Source organism: Aureimonas sp. AU40, assembly GCF_001463785.1.
Classification (GTDB): Bacteria; Pseudomonadota; Alphaproteobacteria; order Rhizobiales; family Rhizobiaceae; genus Aureimonas.
This window is the reverse complement of record NZ_BBWL01000056.1, coordinates 69,941-89,214: the sequence shown is the minus strand read 5'-3', so window position 1 is coordinate 89,214 and position 19,274 is coordinate 69,941. Positions and strand designations below refer to the sequence as shown.

The 19,274-nt window shown below is 65.3% G+C and carries 22 protein-coding genes; all 22 read right to left on the bottom strand.

Features of this window, described 5'->3' with window-relative positions; genetic code table 11:
• Position 1: 1 nt before the first annotated feature.
• The 22 genes from AUL32_RS23005 to AUL32_RS22900 all read right to left on the bottom strand — a co-directional run bounded on the left by AUL32_RS23005 (position 2) and on the right by AUL32_RS22900 (position 19,260).
• A complete protein-coding gene (locus AUL32_RS23005; protein WP_062120540.1) occupies positions 2–4,669 on the bottom strand; it encodes a tape measure protein in 4,668 nt (1,555 codons plus the stop codon).
• Between the two features lie 316 nt (positions 4,670–4,985).
• Positions 4,986–5,357 (bottom strand): hypothetical protein, encoded by a 372-nt coding sequence (locus tag AUL32_RS23000; protein WP_062120538.1) that lies wholly within the window; start codon positions 5,355–5,357, stop codon positions 4,986–4,988.
• Between the two features lie 73 nt (positions 5,358–5,430).
• Complete coding sequence (locus AUL32_RS22995) at positions 5,431–5,958, bottom strand: hypothetical protein (RefSeq protein ID WP_062120536.1); 528 nt, start codon at positions 5,956–5,958, stop codon at positions 5,431–5,433.
• A gap of 75 nt (positions 5,959–6,033) precedes the next feature.
• Positions 6,034–6,435, bottom strand: a complete 402-nt coding sequence (locus tag AUL32_RS22990; RefSeq protein WP_062120534.1) for a minor capsid protein — start codon at positions 6,433–6,435, stop codon at positions 6,034–6,036.
• Positions 6,432–6,875 (bottom strand): HK97 gp10 family phage protein, encoded by a 444-nt coding sequence (locus tag AUL32_RS22985; protein WP_062120532.1) that lies wholly within the window; start codon positions 6,873–6,875, stop codon positions 6,432–6,434. The genes AUL32_RS22990 and AUL32_RS22985 overlap by 4 nt, the downstream gene beginning before the upstream one ends.
• Positions 6,872–7,228 carry a hypothetical protein gene (locus tag AUL32_RS22980; RefSeq protein WP_062120529.1) on the bottom strand — a complete coding sequence of 119 codons (357 nt, stop codon included), beginning with the start codon at positions 7,226–7,228 and terminating at the stop codon, positions 6,872–6,874. The genes AUL32_RS22985 and AUL32_RS22980 overlap by 4 nt, the downstream gene beginning before the upstream one ends.
• Positions 7,228–8,025, bottom strand: coding sequence for a hypothetical protein (locus AUL32_RS22975; protein WP_062120525.1), 798 nt, complete (start codon positions 8,023–8,025; stop codon positions 7,228–7,230). Before AUL32_RS22975 ends, AUL32_RS22980 begins: the two co-directional genes overlap by 1 nt.
• A 3-nt stretch (positions 8,026–8,028) precedes the next feature.
• Positions 8,029–8,853 carry a hypothetical protein gene (locus AUL32_RS22970; RefSeq protein WP_062120522.1) on the bottom strand — a complete coding sequence of 275 codons (825 nt, stop codon included), beginning with the start codon at positions 8,851–8,853 and terminating at the stop codon, positions 8,029–8,031.
• Positions 8,854–8,855: 2 nt separating this feature from the next.
• Positions 8,856–9,116, bottom strand: a complete 261-nt coding sequence (locus AUL32_RS22965) for a glutaredoxin domain-containing protein (RefSeq protein ID WP_062120519.1) — start codon at positions 9,114–9,116, stop codon at positions 8,856–8,858.
• Positions 9,117–9,187: 71 nt separating this feature from the next.
• Entirely contained in the window at positions 9,188–10,087 is a 900-nt protein-coding gene (locus AUL32_RS22960) for a major capsid protein (RefSeq protein WP_062120516.1), read from the bottom strand.
• A 106-nt stretch (positions 10,088–10,193) separates the two neighbouring features.
• Positions 10,194–11,141, bottom strand: a complete 948-nt coding sequence (locus tag AUL32_RS22955) for a DUF6651 domain-containing protein (RefSeq protein WP_062120514.1) — start codon at positions 11,139–11,141, stop codon at positions 10,194–10,196.
• Between the two features lie 63 nt (positions 11,142–11,204).
• Positions 11,205–12,755: a hypothetical protein gene (locus tag AUL32_RS22950; RefSeq protein WP_156421587.1), complete on the bottom strand. Its 1,551-nt coding sequence runs from the start codon at positions 12,753–12,755 to the stop codon at positions 11,205–11,207.
• Positions 12,756–12,815: 60 nt separating this feature from the next.
• Positions 12,816–14,078 carry a phage terminase large subunit gene (locus tag AUL32_RS22945; protein WP_062120509.1) on the bottom strand — a complete coding sequence of 421 codons (1,263 nt, stop codon included), beginning with the start codon at positions 14,076–14,078 and terminating at the stop codon, positions 12,816–12,818.
• Complete coding sequence (locus AUL32_RS22940; RefSeq protein WP_156421586.1) at positions 14,075–14,770, bottom strand: hypothetical protein; 696 nt, start codon at positions 14,768–14,770, stop codon at positions 14,075–14,077. The genes AUL32_RS22945 and AUL32_RS22940 overlap by 4 nt, the downstream gene beginning before the upstream one ends.
• Positions 14,771–14,902: 132 nt before the next feature.
• On the bottom strand, positions 14,903–15,169 hold the full coding sequence (locus AUL32_RS22935) for a hypothetical protein (protein WP_062120503.1): 267 nt from the start codon (positions 15,167–15,169) through the stop codon (positions 14,903–14,905).
• On the bottom strand, positions 15,169–16,104 hold the full coding sequence (locus AUL32_RS22930; RefSeq protein ID WP_062120500.1) for a hypothetical protein: 936 nt from the start codon (positions 16,102–16,104) through the stop codon (positions 15,169–15,171). Before AUL32_RS22930 ends, AUL32_RS22935 begins: the two co-directional genes overlap by 1 nt.
• Before the next feature lie 109 nt (positions 16,105–16,213).
• A complete protein-coding gene (locus tag AUL32_RS22925; protein WP_062120497.1) occupies positions 16,214–16,567 on the bottom strand; it encodes a hypothetical protein in 354 nt (117 codons plus the stop codon).
• Positions 16,564–17,211 carry an ATP-binding cassette domain-containing protein gene (locus AUL32_RS22920; RefSeq protein WP_062120495.1) on the bottom strand — a complete coding sequence of 216 codons (648 nt, stop codon included), beginning with the start codon at positions 17,209–17,211 and terminating at the stop codon, positions 16,564–16,566. Before AUL32_RS22920 ends, AUL32_RS22925 begins: the two co-directional genes overlap by 4 nt.
• A complete protein-coding gene (locus tag AUL32_RS22915) occupies positions 17,204–17,632 on the bottom strand; it encodes a hypothetical protein (RefSeq protein WP_062120492.1) in 429 nt (142 codons plus the stop codon). The genes AUL32_RS22920 and AUL32_RS22915 overlap by 8 nt, the downstream gene beginning before the upstream one ends.
• Positions 17,632–18,297, bottom strand: a complete 666-nt coding sequence (locus AUL32_RS22910) for a ParB/Srx family N-terminal domain-containing protein (RefSeq protein ID WP_062120489.1) — start codon at positions 18,295–18,297, stop codon at positions 17,632–17,634. The genes AUL32_RS22915 and AUL32_RS22910 overlap by 1 nt, the downstream gene beginning before the upstream one ends.
• Entirely contained in the window at positions 18,290–18,493 is a 204-nt protein-coding gene (locus AUL32_RS22905; RefSeq protein ID WP_062120486.1) for a hypothetical protein, read from the bottom strand. The genes AUL32_RS22910 and AUL32_RS22905 overlap by 8 nt, the downstream gene beginning before the upstream one ends.
• Positions 18,493–19,260, bottom strand: a complete 768-nt coding sequence (locus tag AUL32_RS22900; RefSeq protein WP_082660039.1) for a ParB/RepB/Spo0J family partition protein — start codon at positions 19,258–19,260, stop codon at positions 18,493–18,495. The genes AUL32_RS22905 and AUL32_RS22900 overlap by 1 nt, the downstream gene beginning before the upstream one ends.
• Between the last annotated feature and the right edge of the window lie 14 nt (positions 19,261–19,274).

The window sequence follows — 19,274 nt, the reverse complement described above, 5'->3', positions numbered from 1 at the left end:
CTTAGCGTCCTCGTCCTGGGAGGATGCCGCCCGGACGCATCTGCCGGCGCATTTCCTCGACTACAATCGTTCGGGTGTGGTTCTCGACCTCGCGGCCGATCTTCTTCGCCAGGTCGTCGTTCTGCTCGGCCGAGCCTCCCGATGCGTTGACGGTCACGCTGGACGACAGGCTGACGCTCGGTCCCGCGCCGCCGTTCAGCCCGCCGAGAGCCTTCATCTGCTCCGGCGTGAAGACGCCCTCGCCCTTCTTGGCGATGATCGGCACCTCGTCCGAGGTCAGCGACCGGCCACCGATGACGCCGCCCGTGTGGAACTTCGGAGCGGTCGCGAACAGGCTCGAGGACACAAAGGAGCGGGCGAGGTTCGACGAGCCGATGATGCCGCCCGTGTGTGCCGTGCCGATCCCCTTGGTCGCGCCCTTCTTGAGGACGCCCTTCGCGGTGCCCTTGGTGCCCTTGTCCCCGCCGCCCATGATGGACGACATCAGATACTTCACGCCCATGTTGGCGATGTCGTTGATCATGCCGTTCACGATCGAGCGGAAGTCGCCGGTGCCGGTAATGAGGCCGGCGATGCCGCCCGCGACCGAGTCCATCCAGCCGGTCGTGGCGTTCGCCAGGTTGTCCTGGAGATCGCCCCACTCGCGGAACTTCTTGGAGATCGGATCGTCGGCCGAATACTGCGCGCGGAGCTGCGCCTTGAGCTCCTCCGCGGCCTTCACGACCTGGACCTTCTCCTCTTCCGAGCCGACGTAGTCCGCGAGCATCTTGTCGATGCGGCCGATCTCCTCCTGGAGCGCGACCTGCCGGGCCTGCTTTTCGGTCATCAGCGAGCGGCGGATCTCCTGGGCGCGCGTCGTCCATCCCGCGGCCTGCTCGGAGACCTCGAGGTTGGTGAACTCGCGCAGGAGCGCCTTCTTGCGCTCGAGCGCGGCAGCGTATTCGGCCGAGTCCTTCCCGTAGAAGGTCTCCATCTCCTTCATGTGCTGCGCAAGCTGGGCCTGGAGCTGGCGGAACTCGTTCGAGGACTTCTTCTCGAGAGGATCCTGCATCCGGATCGACGCCTCCTCGGCGCGACGACGGATCTCCTCCTCCTGCTGCTCGAACTTGGCCTCGGCACGCTCGATCTGCCGGCGCGACTTCTTCTTCGCGGCGTTCTCGGCCTCGACCGCGTCCAGCTTCTTCGCGTTCTCGATGATCTCCTTGTAGACGGCGCTCTCCGGATCACGGTTGTCGCCGATGATCTTGCCGTCGCGGATCGCCTTCTGGGTCGCGGCCAGGCGCTTGGCCGTGCCGCCCATCTCCTCCTTGATCTTCTCGATCTCGTTGATCTGACCATCGACGAAGTTCTTGATCGCGACCTCGCCCTTGAGGCCCTTGTTGCGCGCCTCGGCCTCGACGATCGGGGTGAGCATCTTCTCGAGCGCCGCCTTGTCGTCGGCGACGCGCTGCGCGGCCTGCTCGGCCGTCGCGACGACGCCGGCAGAGAACGACGGGACGTTGCCGCCCGCTTCCAGACGCTTGGCGTTCTCGATCGTCGGGGCGCCCGGACGGTTCTGACCCGACAGCGCAGCGAGGATCGTCTGCGGGTCGATCCGGCGCAGGCCCTCCCACTCGTTGCGATAGCCGTCGACGCCCTGGCCGGCGCGGCGCGCGATCAGCCGGTCGGCCATCGCGTCCTGCATCTGCTCGTTGAAGAGCTCGCCGCCCGACAGGCCCATCTCTTCCATGAGACCCTTGAGGGTCTTGGAGACGATCTGGTAGCGGCCGAGCGCCGACGAGTTGTAGCCGTTCGCCGGATGGGCGAGCATCTGCTTCTGGAGCTGAAGGATCTCGTTCAGCGTCATGCCGACGAGGTTGCGATCGCCGCCCGTGTAGGCGCCGTAGCCGAGCGTCTCGTTGTAGCCCCGGCCCTTGTCGGTGCCTTCCGCGTAGCCGATGAGGTCGCGCATCCCGGCGCCGAGCGGACCGGAGAGCGTGCGGAAGCCCGCGCCGCCGCGCGCGACATCCCCGAAGGAGATCCCGTTCGCGTTGGTCGAGATGATCCCGAGAAGGTTCCCCATCTCGCGGAGCTGATCGGTGATCGTCGTGATGCGGCCGGCCGTCTGCTCGCCGAAGGCATTGTTGCGCAGCGCGTTGCCCACGCCGTCCGTCACGGTGCCGGTCGTGTTCAGGAGCGTGGTGATGTCGCGCAGACCCACCTGCATCGGCGAGTTCGGCCCGAGGCCCTGGTAGCCGCCCTCGATCCACTTGTTGCGGATCTTGTCGGCCTCCGAGAGCTCCTCGCCGCGCAGCTTGGTCTTGAGGTCGGCTTCCTCGTTGGCGAGGCGCACGCGGGCGCTCGTGATGTCGGCGTCGAGAGCGCGCGAGCCCTTCATCAGCTCGTCCAGCGCTTCCTTCTCGGCCTGCGCCTGGACGAGCTCGTCCGTGAGCTTCTGGACCTCCTCGAGACCCATGTTGCCATACTGGCCGGTGGCGATGCGCGTCTGGAGCTCGACGACCTCGGCGTTCGCGCCCTTGAGCTCGGCCTTCATGCCGGAGATCTCGGCCTTCAGGTTCTCGAGGCGCTTCTGGCCGCGATCGTATGCCTTCTGACCATCGTCGACGTTATCGACCATGGGCGCGCCCCAATCGATGCCCTTGGCGCGGTCTGCGGCCGCAAGGGTCTCGACGAGCCGGGCGTTCAGCGCGGCCGTGCGCTTCTGCGCCAGATCCTTGGCGACCTCGTCGGCCGACTCCGTGATGATCTTGGCTTCCTCGGCGATCTTGGCGCGCAGGAAGTCCTCCTCGCGCTTGTAGAGGCCGAGCTGGTTGGCGAGCGTCTTCTCCTGGCGCTCCTTGGTGATCGCCTGGAGCGTGCGGCCGGTCTCGTTGGCCGACTGGATCTGCGCGTCGGACTCCTCGGAGATCTGGACCGCCCGCTTGTCGTATGCGGCCTTGTAGGAGGTGATCTCCTTGTCGAGCATCGTCTGGAAGGCTTGGAGGTTCGCGCGCTCCTCGTCCTCGAGGAGCTGCGTCTCGCCCTTCGACATGACGCCGCGGATCTCCTCGATCTTCTTCTTGATCGGGTCGATCTGGGCGTCGTAGTTGGCGAGCATCCGGTCGAGTGCCTGCTTGGCAGCTTCCGGATCGCCGATCGAGCCGTAGCGCTCCATCCAGTTCGCGGCGACCTCGTCGCGATCCTTGGCATTGAACGCCTTGTTGATGGCGGCGATCTGCTTCTCAAGCTTGCCGACCTGCGCGTCGGCCGCAGTCGCGGCGATGTTGAACGCCTCGCGCGAGCGCGCGCCGAACTGCTCGAGCTCCTTGTAGGCGTCCTTGGCCTTGTTGCCGAAGAGGTCGAAATACTCGCCGACGGCGTAGACCGCGAAGCCGAGCGCCGTCAGCCACGGCATGACGGCCGTGATGCCCATCGCAAGGCCCGACACGCCAGCGAGGAGCACCTGCGTTCCGCGCGCCATCAGCGTCGTTGCGGCCGCGCCGGAGTTCACCGCGACGTTGTAGAGGTAGATCTGCTGGCTCGCGACGCCGAACTGGACGCCGGTCGCGGTCAGCGAAGCGCGCAGGGCGCCGAACGCCGTGGTGATCTGCCCGATGCCGGCGAAGACGAGCTTGGCGCCGAACACGGTCAGGAGAGCCTTGCCCAGGCGCTCGATCGAGCCGCGGAACTCGATGGCGTTGTCGATCACCGACCGGAAGCCCTGGACGATCGTCGTCAGGCCGCGGCCGAGCGTCTGCGCCATCGACGTGCCGATCGAGGAGCCGAGCACCTGGTTCAGGTCGAGAAGCTGCTTCTTCATCTCGTCCATGAAGCCGGCATCGCCCGTCGTGCGCGCGAGCGTCTGGAACAGCGTCTCGGTCTGCTTGAGCTGACCCATGAACGTGTCCATCATGGCGTTCGCACGCCCACCGAACGTGCGATCCATCTCGGCGTAGAGCATCTCCAGCGCGCGCTTGGACTCCACGGTGCCGGTGCCGACCGCCTTGATGAGCTGACCCATGGAGAGGCCCATGGAGCGCGCCATGAGCGCGATCGCCGACGGGACGGACTCGCCGAGCTGCTGGCGCAGCTCTTCCATCTGGATGACGCCCTTACCCATCATCTGCGAGATGGCGACGGTTGCGCGGTTGAAGTGCTGATCCGAGCCACCAAAGGCCGCGATGCCGTCCATGATGGCATCGAGCGAGCCGTTGAACGGGTCCGTGCCGGTGGCCTTCAGCTTCACGAAGTTGTCCGTCACCGACTTCAGGGTGAACGGCACCTCCTTGGCCTTCTTGATGAGGACTTCGACGTTGTTGGACGCCTCGGCGAAGGGGTTCTCCGACTTCGACATGCCGGCCATGAGGTGCGTGAGACGCTCGAACTCGGCGTTGACCTCGAGGATCGCGCCGACCCAGCCGTGGGCGACGCTCGTCATGGCGGACATGGCGAAGGTGACGGCGCCGGTCACGATGGAGACGTCGCGCAGCGTGGCGACGAACCCCTTCGTGTTGCGGTCGGCGATCGCGATCGAGGAGATCACCGACTGGTTGGAGGCGGCAAGGCGCTGGAGCATCTGGTTCGAGCCGGCCGCGACCCGGTTGAACTGCTGGACGGTCTGGCCGGCTCGCAGCATCCGCGTCGTGAAGGAGCCGTCAGCCAGCTCCAGCTCTACCGTGATACCCTTCATTTCAGTCTGCCTTTGCCTTTCAGGGCCGCGAGGCCCGCTCGATCAAGTTTTTCCTCCTGTGCGACCTCGGCAGCATCGAACTCGGCGACCGTGCCGATCTGCTTGGTCATGGCGTTGGTGAAGCTCTCGAACCCCTTTTCAGAGGTGGCCGAAGCGATCGCGTTGATCTGGCGAAGGCTGTCTTCGGCGAGGATGCGGTCGATGCTCTTGTGGAGATGCCAAAAGTATCGAGCCGACTCCCCAAGGAGAGCGTTGCGGTTCGCGTAGCCGTAAAAGCGGTGGACGCGGGTGAAGAGGAAGCCGAAGTCGAGGGCCTTCAGGCCCCCGGAGCGTTTCCCTCGGACGCGGCCTCGGCCTTGGCGTCGTCGCCGGCGCTCTTCGTGACCTCGTCCTGGCCGTTGTTCTGCTGCGCGAACTGCACGAACGCCTGGATCTGGGAGAGCGTCAGGTTGCGAATGTCGGTCTCGGGCAGGCCGGGGAATGCGCGCATCAGCATCTTGACGGTGATGTCGAACTCTTCCTTCGCGGTCGTCTTCGTGCCGAGCGCCTGGATGTCGAGCGTGTTGTTGATGAAGTCCTCGACGGTGGCTTCCTTGCCGTCGTAGCGCTGGCCCTTGAGCTTGATCGCGAACCCGACCTTCGGGGCGACTTCGTCGAGGTCGAGGAACTTCACATTGGTATCGGACATGCGGGTGGTCTCCTGGGAAGCAGAGGCCCCTACTCCGTGAGTAGGGGCTTACTTATTTCTTTGGTTGGAAGGATTACGCCTTGGCGGTTTCGTCGCCGACGACGAAGAGCGTCTCGGTCTCGGCGTCCGGATACGCCTTGAAGACCACGTTGAAGACGCGCTGCTCGTCGAGCTTGTAGGCGAAGGTCGCAGCGCCCGCGGTCGCCGCGCGCGGCACGATGAAGTCCTCGGACGTGTCGTCGTCCGCGTTCTCCTTCGGGTGCAGCCGGAGCTTCTTGGCGATCTCGAGGAGGTCGATGCCGACGCCGGCCGGGACGACGACCTTCTTCTTGGTCGGATCCTGGCTGTCGGTGACGAGCTGGGCGCCCGGCATGATCGCGACGAGGTTCTCGAGCGTGGTCTCGGCCAGCGGCGCGGTCACGGTGCAGGTGCGGCCCGTGATGCGCTCGCCGATCGGCGAGTTACCGAGCTGGTCGACGGTGATTTCCTGGGTCGACGTCTCCACCGCGGCTTCGACGCCGCCCTTGGTGAAGCCGAGATCCTTGTCGTCGAAGAAAAGCCGGCACACGCCGAGCTTCACGTTCTGGGTATCGGATGCCATGGATTTCCTCTCGTTGGCAGAATGAGTAAGCGTTTACTTATCATACCGCGCCGTAACGCGGCGTGGCAAGGTGTTTCAGGCGATCGCGAAGCTCGTTCGGAAGTTCAGCGACCATTCGATCCCGCCACCGTTCATCCGCGGGAACTGGATGGGCGTGTGGGCGGGGAGGAACTGGTTGATCTGGACGGCGCCCCGCTCGGCCGTTGCATCGTGACGCTCGCGCTTATCGACCGTCAGGCAGCGCTGCACCTGGTCGGCGAGCGCCGCGCCCTTCACAGGATCGCCGTGACGCACGATCACCTGAAGGCTCGGGTCGTAGTAGCCGGGCAGCTCGTGGTCGATGCGGATGCCCTGGATCGGGCTCTTGAGCATGATGCCGATCGCGACGTCGCCCGGCATGGCGTTGAGGAACAGCGTCTTGCCGGGAATGCCCAGCTCGGCCGCGACGAGCTTGTCGCGCAGGATGTCGAAGATCACGGGACTTCCCTCATGATGGCCGCGATCATGCGAGCGCGAAAGCGGCGTTGAAACTCGGCCTCGGCCGCACGCTCGAGGAACTTCTCCCCGACGATGCGCGAGGGATTGGCCTGCTGCTTGGCGAGCGTCTTCGGACCCGGCTGCATCGAGGAGTAGTTCTCGTGGACGTAGAGGGCGTATTGCTCGACGTTCACGCCGTTGACCTCGCCGCCCGCGACGACATCGATCTTGAGGCGCCCGCGGCCGGGCTCGTATTCGCGCTCGATGCGGATCGACTCCTCGAGGTTGCCCTCGTCGACCGGCGCGTTGAGGCGCGCTTCCTTGACGATCTCGTCGGCGCCGCGCCGGAGCTGCTTGCGCGAGGTGTCGGCCACGCGCTCGGCGATCTGGCGCAGCTCCACGGCGAGCGCCTCGGCTCCCCTCACCCGCGACCCGATCATGCCTCGACCTCGAAGGGCTCGAGGTCGCACTGCCAATGGTCGATCTGACCGGCGACGTTGTAGCGGGGCTCGACCTTGGTGACGCGGAAGAGCTGCGGGAAGTCGCGGTCGCGGAAGCGATCGTTGACGTTCGGCTCGACCTTGGCCGGGAAGAGCACCGTCGCCTTGGCGACGATCTCGTCAGCGGCTCCGCGCGACGCGGAGGAGTCCGCGCGCACGGTTGTCGAGGAGAGGATCTGGTTGATGTGGATCGAGGCGTAGCGCACGTCCTCATCCCGACCGAACGACGGCTGGGCGTGGAAGTCGTAGCCGGTCGAGCGTGCCAGCGAGCCGTTGCGGTTCGGGATGAACATCAGCGGGTGATCCGGAACTGGTAGTGGACGAGCCCGGTCAGCGCCTCGAGCGCTGCGCGCGTGACGCCCATGTCGAGAACGCCGTTGCGGAACATCATCGAGCTCTCGCCGATCGACTCCGACAGGACGCCGGCCCGGCGCTTGTCGCCGATGATGTCGCCGGTCAGGATCTCGTCGGCCTCGATGATCTGCGCGCGCTTCAGCCGATCCGTGAAGTAGGCCGGGAAGTCGTCGAAGGTCGCGACATCCATCTCGTGCCAGTGCTGCTGGTCGATGTAGGTGAAGCGGGTCCGGTAGTTGACCTCGGGTAGGATCAGCGTCTCGCGGTCGTAGCTGTCGATGATCTTGAGGGAGATGCGCGTCAGGCGCGCGTAGGCTTCGATCAGCGCGGCGCGCAGGTCGCGATCGGACGCGCCGTGAACCATCTTGAGGCCCGGCAGGTCGAACGCCTTGATGCGCGCCTCGTGGATCGTCTGGAAGGAGTTGTTCGGGACGGCGAGCGAGTCCGTGCCCTGGACGGCGTAGACGAGCTGGCGCGTGATGTCGCCGCCCGGCGTGTGAAGGACGACCGTGACGACACGGCCTTCCATTCCACTCGTGCCCGCCTGGAGCGCGTTCAGCTCGGCCGGCACCACGACGCGCAGCGTCTCCCCGAGAACCGCGTCGATCGCGCCCAGCGGCCGGCGACGCTCGTCGGTGACAGAGACGCTCGCACCCGTCACCTCGACGGGCTTGTCGTTCAGGTCGTGCAGCGGGACGTCGTAGGTGACGACGTAGTTCTCGGGGAAGATCTGCATGGGTTACTCGCGACCCTCGTCGCTCTCGCCCTGACCTTCGCCGGTGCCCTCGCCCTCACCAGAGCCCGTGGGAGCGTCTTCGGTCTCGTCGGTGCTCTCGCCCTCGCCCGAAGCGTCCTCGCTCTCCTGCGTGCCTTCCTGGCCCTCGCCGGTGGCCTCGGTGCCGCCCTCGCCGCCCGTGCCGGTCTCGTCGGTGTCGGCCGTCTCGGCGTTGATGGCGTCGGCGATGCCGCGGGCCGCTGCCGCCGCGATCTTGGCCGCGAGGTCGTCGTCATCCACCGACGTCTCCTCGGCGCCCTCGCCTTCCGGCTTGACCGGATCGACCGGGGCCTCGATCTGCGTCGCGCCGGAAGCGTTGCGCGCCTCGACGAACTCGGCCTGCGCGGTGAGGATGGACTCGATCAGGGCAGGGATCGACCGTCCCTTGAGACCCCACTCCTCGGCGACGACGCGCACGGCCTTGATGCCGCCCTTGTCGGCGAGGGCGTCGAGCTCGTCCTTGGTGCGCAGCGTGACGCTATCGGCCTTGGCCGTGCGCAGGCGCTCGGCGCGCTCTTCGGCTTCGCGTTCGGCGTCGGTCTGGCGTGCGAGCGGTGCGGTCTCGGCCACGCGGATCGCGACGCCGTTGATGACCTGGTGCTGACGGCCGGCCGGGTGCTCGACGCCGTCCTCGTCCACATGCACGGCTTCCATGATGCCGGCGATCTGGTTGGCGACGGCCGGCGCCACGACGTCCACGGACGTCCCGTCCTGGAAGAAGGCGTTGCCGAGATGGCCGTTGTAGCCGGTGAAAGCGCCGCTCTTCAGGCGCAGAAGCATAGGCTTCATGATCAGATTTCCTTGTCGGTGATCGGGAGGGTGCCGGTCAGGTGCAGGACTTCGAGATCATCGAACCCGCCGATGTATTCGCCGGCCGCGAAGATCTGCGGCACGGTTCGGGCGCCTGGCGCGCGCCGGTCCATCTCGGCCTTCAAGGCGGGGTCGGCGACGTCATGGTAGCGGAAGGCCAGGCCCTCCGATGCGACGAGCTCCTTGGCTCGTGCGCAGAAGCCGCAATTGCTGCGGCCGTAGATCTCGATAATGCGGCTCATGACCTTCTCAAACAGAAAGGGGCAGGATTGCCCTGCCCCATTCTAAAGTAAGTCGTTACTTATCACCAAGCTTAAATGTTGGTGACGCCCTTGAGACGGGCCAGAGCGTGCGTGGCCTTGAGGGCCGTGCCGCAATACCACTTGAGGCGGTGCAGGTCGGCGTCCTTGACGTGCGAGGTGCCGAGATGCTCGTAGCGGATACCCGCCTGCGCGCCGGCCCAGAGGCCGTGGAAGCCGTCGGCCTCGTTCAGACGCAGCGCGTAGATCGAGGTCGTCTTGTCGTTGGTGCCCTGGACCTCGTCCGCGCGGATGAAGTCGTTGATGATGACGGGCATACCGTCGATCGCCGGCACCATGCCGAAGTTCTCGATCATCATCATCGGCGCGGTGTTGCCGCCGAAGGTGCGCAGGATCGACTTCAGGCCGCGCCAGGTGCCCTCGCGCATCATGAAGGCGTCAGCGCCGAGCAGGACCGCGTCCTTCAGCTCGTCGAGAGCCTCGAGCGAAACCGCACCACCGTTGGCGCCCGCGACGAGCGTCTGACCGGCCGGCGTCAGCGTCTTGATGCCGTCGAAGGACTTCTTGTTCTGGCTGGAGTCGCCGTTGACGAGCGTGCGCCGGAACTTGATGCCCAGGCCCTTGGCCTTCGAGCGGATCTGGATGCCGAGCTGCGGGTTGAGGTCCGACATGGACTCGGTCGTGAAGTTGTCGAGCAGGATCTGGCCTGCCAGCACCTTGCACTTGGTCGAGACCTCGTCGAACGTGGCAGCGCCCTCGGGCACGTCCTCGTAGGCCGACAGGAACTCGCCCTCGGAGATGGTCAGCTCGCGGACGTAGTCGTAGGACTTGCCCTCGGTGCGAACCCAGGGGAGGAGAGCGAACAGCTCGTCCTTGTGGATGATCTCTTCGATGACGCCGCGGACGAGGTCGATCTCGGAGAGCTTTTCGGCTTCTTCAACGAGAAGAGGCATGGTCGATTTCTTCCTTTCTGTGCCCGCCTGCGGGACTGCGAAAATCTGTTGGGCAGTATAACCCGCAGGCGGCGATCAACAAAGGAAAAAGTGAGTAATCGCTTACTTACTTCTTCCGCGAAGCGGCAAGCGCGGCCTCGATGCGGGACAGACCGAACGTGTCGGGTGCCTTCGCCGGGGTCTTGCCGCCGTTTTCCTTGGTGCCGGAGCCGGCACCACCCTTGGTCTTGGAGCGCAGGAGATGATCGCGATCCGAGTCGGCGTCGATGAGCTGGCGCATGGCGTCGTCGAACGTCGCCGGCTCGCCGCTCTTCTTGTTCAGGAGCTTCTTGCGTCCCTCCTGGCTGGCCGGCCGGTCGTAGGCCGTCAGCGTGCCGTCCTCGGCGATCTCGAAGTTCGCACCGTAGACCTGGCGCGCCTTGGTCGGCGTCAGCACCAGCTCCTCGCTCACGAACTTGGAGCTCGTGAACTTGGCGCCGATCGTCAGCTCGTTGATCCGGTCCTGGAGACCCTTGATCGTCGTGTTGCTCTCGGCGAGCAGCACGTCCTTGGCGTTCAGCTCCTCGGTGTGCGCTTCCTGGAGGATGCGCTTGGACTCCTCGTATTCGCCACGCGCCTCGGCAGCATTGGCTTCCGCCGTCTGCTGGTCCTTCATCAGCTTGCGGACCTTCGCGGGGTCGATCCCCTCGAACGCCTTCAGGGCTGCGTTCGCGGTGGCGAGCGCCTTCTGGGCATCCTTGAGCGCCTTCTTGCGCGACAGCGACTCCTTCAGGAGCTTGGCCTCACGATCCGTCGGCTTCTTGTCAGTGCCCTCGTTGCCAGCGTCGTCGTCGTCGGACTGTCCCTCGTCCGAGCCGCCTTCGTTGCCGGCGTCGTCTTCGTCCTCGTCGTCGCCCTCGTCAGCCTCGCCCTCATCCGAGCCGCCGCCCGAGCCCGCCCCACCTTCCGGAGCGAACGCGATCTGCGGGAAGCGAAGGCCGAAGCCCGTCCCGAAGGAAGCGATGGATGCGATCGAGCCGGACGTCTTGGTCAGGCGGTTCAGAAGTTCGGTCATGTGGTCTTCCTTTCGGCCAGTCTCTCGGCCTTCGTGTTGCGTGAGCCAGTCACTCGGCTCGGCTTATGTCCCGGTCTGCGGCGTGACCTGACCCTGACGCGGGTTCGTGTTGGTCGGCCGGAGAGCGGGAGATTTCGGTGCGCCTGGTGCGCCAGGCTGGGAGGGCTCGGCCTCGAGCCACTTGCCGACACCCTCGAGGACGGTCTTCTTCAGATCCTCCTTCAGCGTCGGGAACAGCTTCTCGACGATCCGCTTGGCGTGCTCGCGGCGCAGCTCCTTGGGCGCCTGGATCTTGGCGAGACGCTCGGCGGTATCGAGCTCGTTGGTGAGGGTCGCGACGTCGAAGGTCTCGGGGTAGTTCACGAGACGGTCGGCCGGCACAGGCTCGCTGGCGTAGAGCGAGACGAGACGCACGATCTCGTTCTCGGCGTTCTCCAGGGCCTCGCCCTTCGCGTTGAGCAGCGAGTTCACGCGCTCGAAATCGTATGCCTTGGCGACGCCCGACGAGTTGTCGATGCCCATGGCGTTGTCCTGCTTGGTGCGCTCACCAGCCAGGCCGATCGTGTGGTAGATCTCGTTGATGATCTTCTCGACGACCGCGATGATGACGTGCGCCTGCGCGGCGTCGGGCGAAATGTATTCCGGCCCTGCCCCACCCTGACTGCCGTCGTAGGTGAACATGCGCTTGGTGCCCGCCTCGACGAGCTGCTTGTATTTGTCGTCGCCCGGCAGGATGCCCTGCGCCGGCATGACGAGCTGGGAGAAGGTCTGGTCCTGGATGATCGCGTCGAGGTTCGACAGGTAGTTGGCGACCGCGCGATCGAGATAGGCCGTGTCGTCGATAAGGGCGGGCGCCGAATAGTGGCTCTCGCCGATCGTGTGGCGCGCGAAGACGACAGGGATCTCGCCGATCGGGTTGTCGCCGCGGGAGATCTCGCGCACGACCTTGCCGCGCCGGCCGGCGTCGACCTCCTCGTAGAGCACCCACTCGTGCGGGCGCCACAGGCGGAAGCGAGGCTTGAGCTGGCCCGTGCCGAGCAGCGGGTCTTCGTCGTCGCGCACCCACTCGCGGATGAGGATCCACAGGAGCTTGCCGTCGGTGTCGTCCTCAAGCGCGAAGTCGAGGATGTCCATCGGCTTCACGATGTAGGCGTAGATGGGGTTCGGCGCCTTCTTCTCGTCGGCGACCGAGACCGCGCCGTCGACAGGCTTGGAGTCCACGACGACGCCGACCTGGCCGAACACCGACGTCGACATGGCGAGGTGCTTGGCGAACTGGTCGATCGTCATGCCCGACTTGGTCGAGCGCTTCCAGAAGCGCTTCACGGCCTCGGTGGCGCTGTTGTCGTTGCGCTCGACCTTGGCCTTGAAGAGATACTTGGTGACGAGATCGACGGTCTCGCGCGTGTGGTTGAAGCGATATGCGCGGTTGAGGCGGTCACGGAACTCGTCCGTGCCCTCCTTGAAGAACTTGAAGATGTTCTCGGTGAACCAGGCCCGGCCACCGCGGTAGGTTGCCTGGAGGAACTCCCAATGGGGAAGCATCACGGCGTAATCGGGATGGCGACGTGCAATGAAAGCCGTCAGCACGTCCTGATTTGATGTTCCGCTCATGCTTTGACCCATTCCGTGTTCATCCCCGCATGATAAGTAACCGATTACTTATCTGCAACCTCAAATCGACAGACCGAGGATCTGGACCTTGCGCACCGGGAACTCGAAGTCCGTGAAATAGCCGAGCGCGTCGCACGGGTGTTCGACGCCCATGGTCTTGTCGACCTCGCGCGAGCCCTCCTTGTAGATCGTCTGCTCGAGGCCCTTGATGAGGTGCCGGCAGCGCTGATCCACGCGAAAACGCACCTGGCCGTCGGCCGAGCGCAGGAGACGGTTCACCGAGTTGATGCGGTCGGCGACCGCGGGGTGCTTCTTCTTGTAGAGGATGCGTCGGAAGCCCGCCTCGCGCAGGATGTCGAGATCGGACTCGCCGCGCGCCTGCGTGCGGTTGGCGCCGGCCGGATCGGGGTAGAAGCTGATCTGCTTCATCTGCCGGTGGTAGCGCCTCGAGATCTCGTCCGCGACCTCCTGGGTGTTCGAGCCGAAGAGGATCGCCTCGTCCACGCACCAGATCTCGCCGTTCGGCTGGATCTGCATGATCACCGACGACATCGGGTCGATGTTGAAGTCCTGGCCGATGTAGATCGGGAGCTTGGGGTTGAACTCGTAGCGGCCGACGTGCTCGTTGCGGTCGAAGGCGTGATAGACGCGGCCCGACATCGTCTCGAACCGGGCGTTGTATTCCTGGTTGAACGTCTTCTCGTCCGTGTTCTCCATCGCCTCGAGGATTTCGCTCTTCGGGATGAAGGGCGACATCATCGTCGGGTATTGCCAGCTCATGTAGGGGTTGCGGCGCAGTGAGCCGTCGTCAGCGCGATAGGTCGGCCCGCGCTGGCCCTTCATGTAGAGGTCGTAGAACCAGTTGAACGCCTTGGGCGTGCCGATGAACATCGCGCCGCCGCGCGTCGAGGTCAGCGTCGGCTGAAGGATCTTCTCCCAGGTCTCCGGCTTCATGTCCTGGACCTCGTCCAGAACGACGTAGTGGAGCGCGACGCCGCGCAGGCGATCGGGCTGGTCGGCGCCCTTGAGCGAGATCACCGAGCCGTTGATCAGCCGGATCTCCATCCGGGTCTCGTTGGGCTCGCCGCGCATCCACTCGCGCGGGATCGACTCCTTCAGGACGTCCCACATATTCTGGCGGGCCTGGCCGTAGGTCGGCGCGACATACCAGACGCGCTGGCGCGGGGCGCGCGTCGCGGCCTTCATGAGCGCGGTGCGCGCGCAGAGCGTCTTGCCCCAGCGCCGGCCGGCGACGATGACCTTGTAGCGGGCCTTGTGGTTCAGAACCTCCTTCTGGCCGTTATGGACGATCAGGTCGCTCATGCGTCGCGCAGCGAGGCGTCGATCACCTCGTCGATGATCTCGCCGTCGTCGTCGTCCTGGTCGGCGTTGGTCTGGATCGCGTGGATCTCCTCGTCCGTGATGTCGCGGATGAGCAGCTCCGGCAGCGACGCCTCGTCCACGATCGCATCGGCGTTGAGGATGCCAAGGCGTGTGTTCACGTTGTCGATGAGGATCTTCTGGTAGCGGGCGACCGCCTTCAGGTCGTCGTCGATCGAGGCCATCGGCCGGTTGTTGCGGATCGCCTCGGCGACCTGCTTCTTGGCGATGAGCTGGACCTGGTGCAGCGACTTGTAGCCGTCGACCCGGCTCTCCTCGACCCATTCGCGGCGCTGGTCGGCGAAGCTCTCGGCAGCTTGGATCGCAGCCTGGCCGGCCTTGGACGCGGCCGCAGCCTTCACGCCGTTGGCCTGCGCCTGGCGCAGCTCATGGGCGCGCGTGCCGAAGGAGATATTCCGGGTCTTGAAGCGGCGCGAGATGGACTGCCGGGAGACGCCATACTCCTTGGAGAGCTCGGGCATCTTCTTCGTGCCGAGCTCGTAGGCGTTCTCGATTTCGGCCCAGGTTTCCTCGGACAGGCGCGAGCCGGCAGACCGGGACTCCTCGGTCTCGACCTCCTCTTCCTCCTCGACCTCGTTCTCCGGGCCGGTGATGTCCTCTTCGTCTGCGCTCATGCTCGTCATTTTAGTAAGTGCTTACTTATTATGCAACCCAGGCGTTCCGGGCCGGAGAGCTAATTGCCTCTCACCTACATTAGAAATTATATCTATCTCTTAGAGTTAGATTCTAATGTAGATCGGAGGCAATTAGCTGCCTCCGGTCAGGGGCGTCGATCGGAACCAGGCGTAGGCATCTCCGGTCGGCTTCACGATGCGCTTCCCGTTCCAGCCTTCCCGGCTGATGATGCCGTTGCCCTCGAGATAGCGAAGCGAGCACGAGAACGCCGGCCGGCTCGGCTTGTAGCTCAACCGGCTCATGATCTCGCCGACCGTCAGGTGCTCGCCCTTGTCGGCCGCGGCGAGGATCACGCCGACGATCTCGCGCTGCTTGTCCGTCCTTGCAGGCTTGCCCATCAGACGATCCTCGGCACGGATGCGCCCGGCTCGACGAACCCGCCCTGGAACACCATCGGCGCGGTCGGCGCCTGCCAGTCGAACGCGCGCAGCGGCAGGCGGGCAGGCATCTCCCGGCCCGCGTCCGGATTGCGCCAGACGCCATACATGGGCGAGGCCAGGCTCATCTGCTGGATCGCCTTGATGGTGTCGCGCGCCGTCATGGCGTCCACGCGGGATGCGCCGCGCTCGCGCGTCTTGCCCGTGTTCTCGAGCGCCGAGTTGCGCAGGTAGAAGTCCTTGCACCTGACGATCGTGGCCTGGCGCTGGCTCTCCGGCATGGCATCGATCTCGGCGACGATCGCCTCGAAGTCCTGCGGGCTCGCCTCGAAGTTCGACCGGAAGAACCGGAGCCCCGCCTCGAACTTGTTGGCGTTCTGGGGCGTGACGAACCGGAAGCCGGCCTTCTGCCCGAAAATGTTGAACTTCGACATGGAGCTCTGGATCTCCATGATGGGCGCGCCCTCGAGGCGCGAGACGAGGTTCATCATCCGGTAGCCGGCGCCGATGCCGCGGAACATCGTGTCGACCACGAAGCGGGAGACGACGCGCATGTTGGCGTTGATCCACTTGTAGCGGTTCGTGTTCGTCAGCTTGGTGTCCCCGCCCGTCGGCTTGATCGCCGGGAACGCGATGTGGCGCTCCTTGAGGAGGCCCTTCGGACATCCGGTCACGAGAACGCCGATCGACTCGCCGTGGAGATCGAGGCGCCAGAAGCGCGCGCCCATCGGCAGCTTCTCGGCCTTGTAGTGGAGATGGTGCAGCAGCTCCCAATCTGCCTTGGTGCCGCGCTCGACGAACATATCGTCCATCAGCGAGAAACGGGCGCTGGGCGCGTCCACGCGCTCGACGCTCGTCGTGTGCGTCGGGAACTCGAAATCAGCGCTGGTGAGCATCCTGGTCAATGTGAGACGCTTTCCGCAAGCGTCACAGCGCTCGCAAAGACGGGTGCGAGCGGTGTGCAGCACGACAGGAGCGCGCAGAGCGCGAGGATCAGGCCGCGGCTCATCGCGAACACCCCGAGATCTGGTCGTAGTAGCGTCCGGTGTTCTCCTCGACGCGGATCGCCCGGTCGTCCCAGAGCTGCACCATGCCGAAATCCTTCTCGGACACGACCTCGAGCCGGGGAAGGCCCTGGCGCTCGAACCAGTTCTGGATGTGCCAGCGAGCCATGCCGCGGTCGGGCGCGGCCGAGCAGACGCGCGCCGTCATGATCTTCACCGTCTTGCCGGCCGCGAGCCAGCCGCGCACGCGCTTCATCATCGCCGGCACCGGCGCGCCGATGTGGTCGATGCCCTTCCAGCCGTCGTAGTGCGCGAGCGTGCCGTCGAGATCGACGCCGATCCACCCGCCGCTCACGACACGCGCTCCTTCACCTTCACGTCCACGCGCTCGGAGAAGCGCTTGGTGACGGTGAGGTCCGGCCCGAGCTCCTCGCCGAGATCGGTATGGGTCGTTGCGACCATGAGCGTCTTGCCCATGCGCCGGGCGACCTTCTGGACGTTGAAGGCGATCACCTTCGCGGTCTCGCGATCGAGCACGGCGCCGAACTCGTCGGCGACCCAGACGTCAGCGGGGCTTTCCAGCACCTTGGCGAGCTTCACGCGGTAGCGCTGGCCGTCCGAGAGCTCGGAGGGCTTCCGGAGGTAGATATAGGCGTCGGAGATCCCCGCGAGACCGAGGAGCTCGGTCGCCTGGTTGATGGTCTGGCCGACGAGGTCGATGACCGGGCGCTCCTCGAGCTCGATCTCGTTGAGATCGGCGACGAGCTTGCCGCCGGCCCGCATCTGGCCGATCAGATCCTTGAGAAGCAGCGACTTGCCCGAGCCCGACTGGCCGGTGATGTAGACGACATCCGTGTCGCGCACCTCGATCTTGAGGTTGTCGTAGACCGTGAAGCGCTTGTCCGAGAGACCGAGGCCGAAGCCTTCGGCCAGGTCCAGGACGCGCGCCGTGCGCTCGACGGACGAGGTGAAGTGACGATCGACGACGTATTCAGTCATCGCCGTCCTCCATCTCCCCGCCGCCGAGCGGATAGATCTCCTTGTAGGAGCCGTCCTCCTCGAAGTGGATGATCGGATCGACCGAGGCCATGTTCAGGAGCTCGTCGCGCATCATCGTGAAGACGCCGGCGTAGAGCGAGGCCGTCTGGGCGGTCGTGTCCTCCGGCTGGTCGGCGAAGTCCGGGACCAGGTGCGTGTGGAAGAGACCCGTCGGGGTGTGGCGCGCGACGAGCACGATGCCCGTGGCGTCGCCCTTCTCGACCTGGAGCCGGAGCGCGTCGATCGCGGCGAGCTCGGCCTTGATGGTGAGCTGGCGCCGCTCGTCGATGTCCTTCTGGACGCGCGCGGCCGACTCCTCGTCGGACAGGATCTTCAGGGGCTCGCGCGAGCGGAGCGAGATGATCTTGCGGTCGTCGCTCATCAGACGGTTGCTCCCAGGTGCTCGAGAAGAGCGGCGATGCCCTGCTTGCCGGTGCGCGTCTCCATGCGGCCGACGAGGTCGCGGAGCTGCCGGCTCTCGGCGATCGTGATGCGCTTGAAGCCGAGGGCGTCGACGACGGGCGCGGCCGTCTCGTCGACCTTCTCGGCCGCGGCCTTGTTGCCCTCCTGCTGGCTCTCGACGGCCGAGGACACGTCCTCGACGAAGGCGCTCTCGTCGAAGGCGGCAAGGTCAGCCGTCGTGAACTCGATCTCGGCCGCGTCGAAGCCGATGATGTCGATGTCGAAGTCGGCCGCGGCCAGGCGCCGGAGCTCCTCCTCGATCATGCCCATGTCGTATTCGGTGGACGTGACGCGGTTGTCGGCGAGGCGCAGCGCGTCGGCCTCCTCCTTGGTGAGGTCCGAGCGGACCACGACCGGGATCTTGGAGACGCCCGTCTGGCGCGCGATCTCGAGCGCGGCCAGGCGCCGGCCGTGGCCGGCGATGATCACCATGTCGCCGTCGGTGATGATGGGCTGCGTCCAGCCGACCTTGAGGATCAGCTTCACGAGCTTCCCGACCTGGGCTTCGGAGTGCTTCTTGGCGTTCTTCTCGTAGGGGACGAGCTCGGAAACATCGCGAAGCTCGACCTGCGGGATCTTAGTCATCGTAGGTCATCTCATTTCGGAGGAAGGTCATCGCTTCGCTGTCGTTCATCTCGCGGATCTCGCGGACGGAGCGCTTGCGTTCGTAAAATTCGCCGGAGTCGCAGAGGCCGCACTCGGGCGCGGTGTTGCCGCGCTTGAAGAAGGTGCAGCTCCGGCAGTCCCGGAACTTCGGCTTGGGGTCGAAGACGGCCGGCATCAGAGATCGCCGTCGTCGATGTCATCGAGCCGGGCGAGCGCCGCCTCGACGTCTTCTTCGGTCTGCGGCTCGGGCCGCGGAGCGGATGAAGTAACCGTTTGCTTATGTCCGGAGACGAGCAGGTGCATGAGCGCGTCGCCGGCGTTCGTGAGGTCGTCTTCTTCGGTGAAGCCCTGGGCGCGCTTGGTGTCCGCGATGATGCGCGTGAGCGTCTCGGCGTCGGCCAGCGTCAGCTTGAAGCGCATGTGCGTGTGCGTCTTGGGCACGCGCTCGGGCTTCTCGTCGTCGTCGCTTTCGGACTGCGGATCGACGTCTTTGTCGAAATTCTCGTCAATATCGAGATCGTCCACCGCTATATGCGCAGTAGACATGATGATCGACAAATCGTCCTCATCGATCGGGAGGTAAATCTGGATCTCTTCTTCGCCAATCGACTTGACCAGCTCGGCGAGCGCCTGCGCGTCATCTGTGCCGAAGCGGTAGTTGTCGACCAGCGAGATTTCCTTGGCGCGCTTGTCGTCCAAGGGTCCGAGGTTCATCACCGGCACGGTCGCGAGGCCGATGCGGCCTGCGCTTTCCCAGCGGTGCTTGCCGCCGAGGATCTCGTATCCGCCGTTGAACTCGCGAACGACGATCGGCTTGAAGGTTCCGAAACGCTTCAGGCTCTCGTCGAGCCGGGCTTCAGCGTCCGGGGTGAGGAAGTTGGAGTTCCAGGGGTTCGGAGCGAGATCGCCCACCGGGAGCTCCAGGAATTGCGGCTTCGTCATGAGGCATCCCTGTG

Excerpts from the sequence above, each read along its gene's own strand:
- AUL32_RS23005 (WP_062120540.1), bottom strand. The coding sequence starts at position 4,669 with ATGAAGGGTATCACGGTAGAGCTGGAGCTGGCTGACGGCTCCTTCACG.
- AUL32_RS23000 (WP_062120538.1), bottom strand. The coding sequence starts at position 5,357 with ATGTCCGATACCAATGTGAAGTTCCTCGACCTCGACGAAGTCGCCCCG.
- AUL32_RS22995 (WP_062120536.1), bottom strand. The coding sequence starts at position 5,958 with ATGGCATCCGATACCCAGAACGTGAAGCTCGGCGTGTGCCGGCTTTTC.
- AUL32_RS22985 (WP_062120532.1), bottom strand. The coding sequence starts at position 6,875 with ATGATCGGGTCGCGGGTGAGGGGAGCCGAGGCGCTCGCCGTGGAGCTG.
- AUL32_RS22980 (WP_062120529.1), bottom strand. The coding sequence starts at position 7,228 with ATGTTCATCCCGAACCGCAACGGCTCGCTGGCACGCTCGACCGGCTAC.
- AUL32_RS22975 (WP_062120525.1), bottom strand. The coding sequence starts at position 8,025 with ATGCAGATCTTCCCCGAGAACTACGTCGTCACCTACGACGTCCCGCTG.
- AUL32_RS22970 (WP_062120522.1), bottom strand. The coding sequence starts at position 8,853 with ATGAAGCCTATGCTTCTGCGCCTGAAGAGCGGCGCTTTCACCGGCTAC.
- AUL32_RS22965 (WP_062120519.1), bottom strand. The coding sequence starts at position 9,116 with ATGAGCCGCATTATCGAGATCTACGGCCGCAGCAATTGCGGCTTCTGC.
- AUL32_RS22960 (WP_062120516.1), bottom strand. The coding sequence starts at position 10,087 with ATGCCTCTTCTCGTTGAAGAAGCCGAAAAGCTCTCCGAGATCGACCTC.
- AUL32_RS22955 (WP_062120514.1), bottom strand. The coding sequence starts at position 11,141 with ATGACCGAACTTCTGAACCGCCTGACCAAGACGTCCGGCTCGATCGCA.
- AUL32_RS22950 (WP_156421587.1), bottom strand. The coding sequence starts at position 12,755 with ATGAGCGGAACATCAAATCAGGACGTGCTGACGGCTTTCATTGCACGT.
- AUL32_RS22945 (WP_062120509.1), bottom strand. The coding sequence starts at position 14,078 with ATGAGCGACCTGATCGTCCATAACGGCCAGAAGGAGGTTCTGAACCAC.
- AUL32_RS22940 (WP_156421586.1), bottom strand. The coding sequence starts at position 14,770 with ATGAGCGCAGACGAAGAGGACATCACCGGCCCGGAGAACGAGGTCGAG.
- AUL32_RS22935 (WP_062120503.1), bottom strand. The coding sequence starts at position 15,169 with ATGGGCAAGCCTGCAAGGACGGACAAGCAGCGCGAGATCGTCGGCGTG.
- AUL32_RS22930 (WP_062120500.1), bottom strand. The coding sequence starts at position 16,104 with ATGCTCACCAGCGCTGATTTCGAGTTCCCGACGCACACGACGAGCGTC.
- AUL32_RS22920 (WP_062120495.1), bottom strand. The coding sequence starts at position 17,211 with ATGACTGAATACGTCGTCGATCGTCACTTCACCTCGTCCGTCGAGCGC.
- AUL32_RS22915 (WP_062120492.1), bottom strand. The coding sequence starts at position 17,632 with ATGAGCGACGACCGCAAGATCATCTCGCTCCGCTCGCGCGAGCCCCTG.
- AUL32_RS22910 (WP_062120489.1), bottom strand. The coding sequence starts at position 18,297 with ATGACTAAGATCCCGCAGGTCGAGCTTCGCGATGTTTCCGAGCTCGTC.
- AUL32_RS22905 (WP_062120486.1), bottom strand. The coding sequence starts at position 18,493 with ATGCCGGCCGTCTTCGACCCCAAGCCGAAGTTCCGGGACTGCCGGAGC.
- AUL32_RS22900 (WP_082660039.1), bottom strand. The coding sequence starts at position 19,260 with ATGACGAAGCCGCAATTCCTGGAGCTCCCGGTGGGCGATCTCGCTCCG.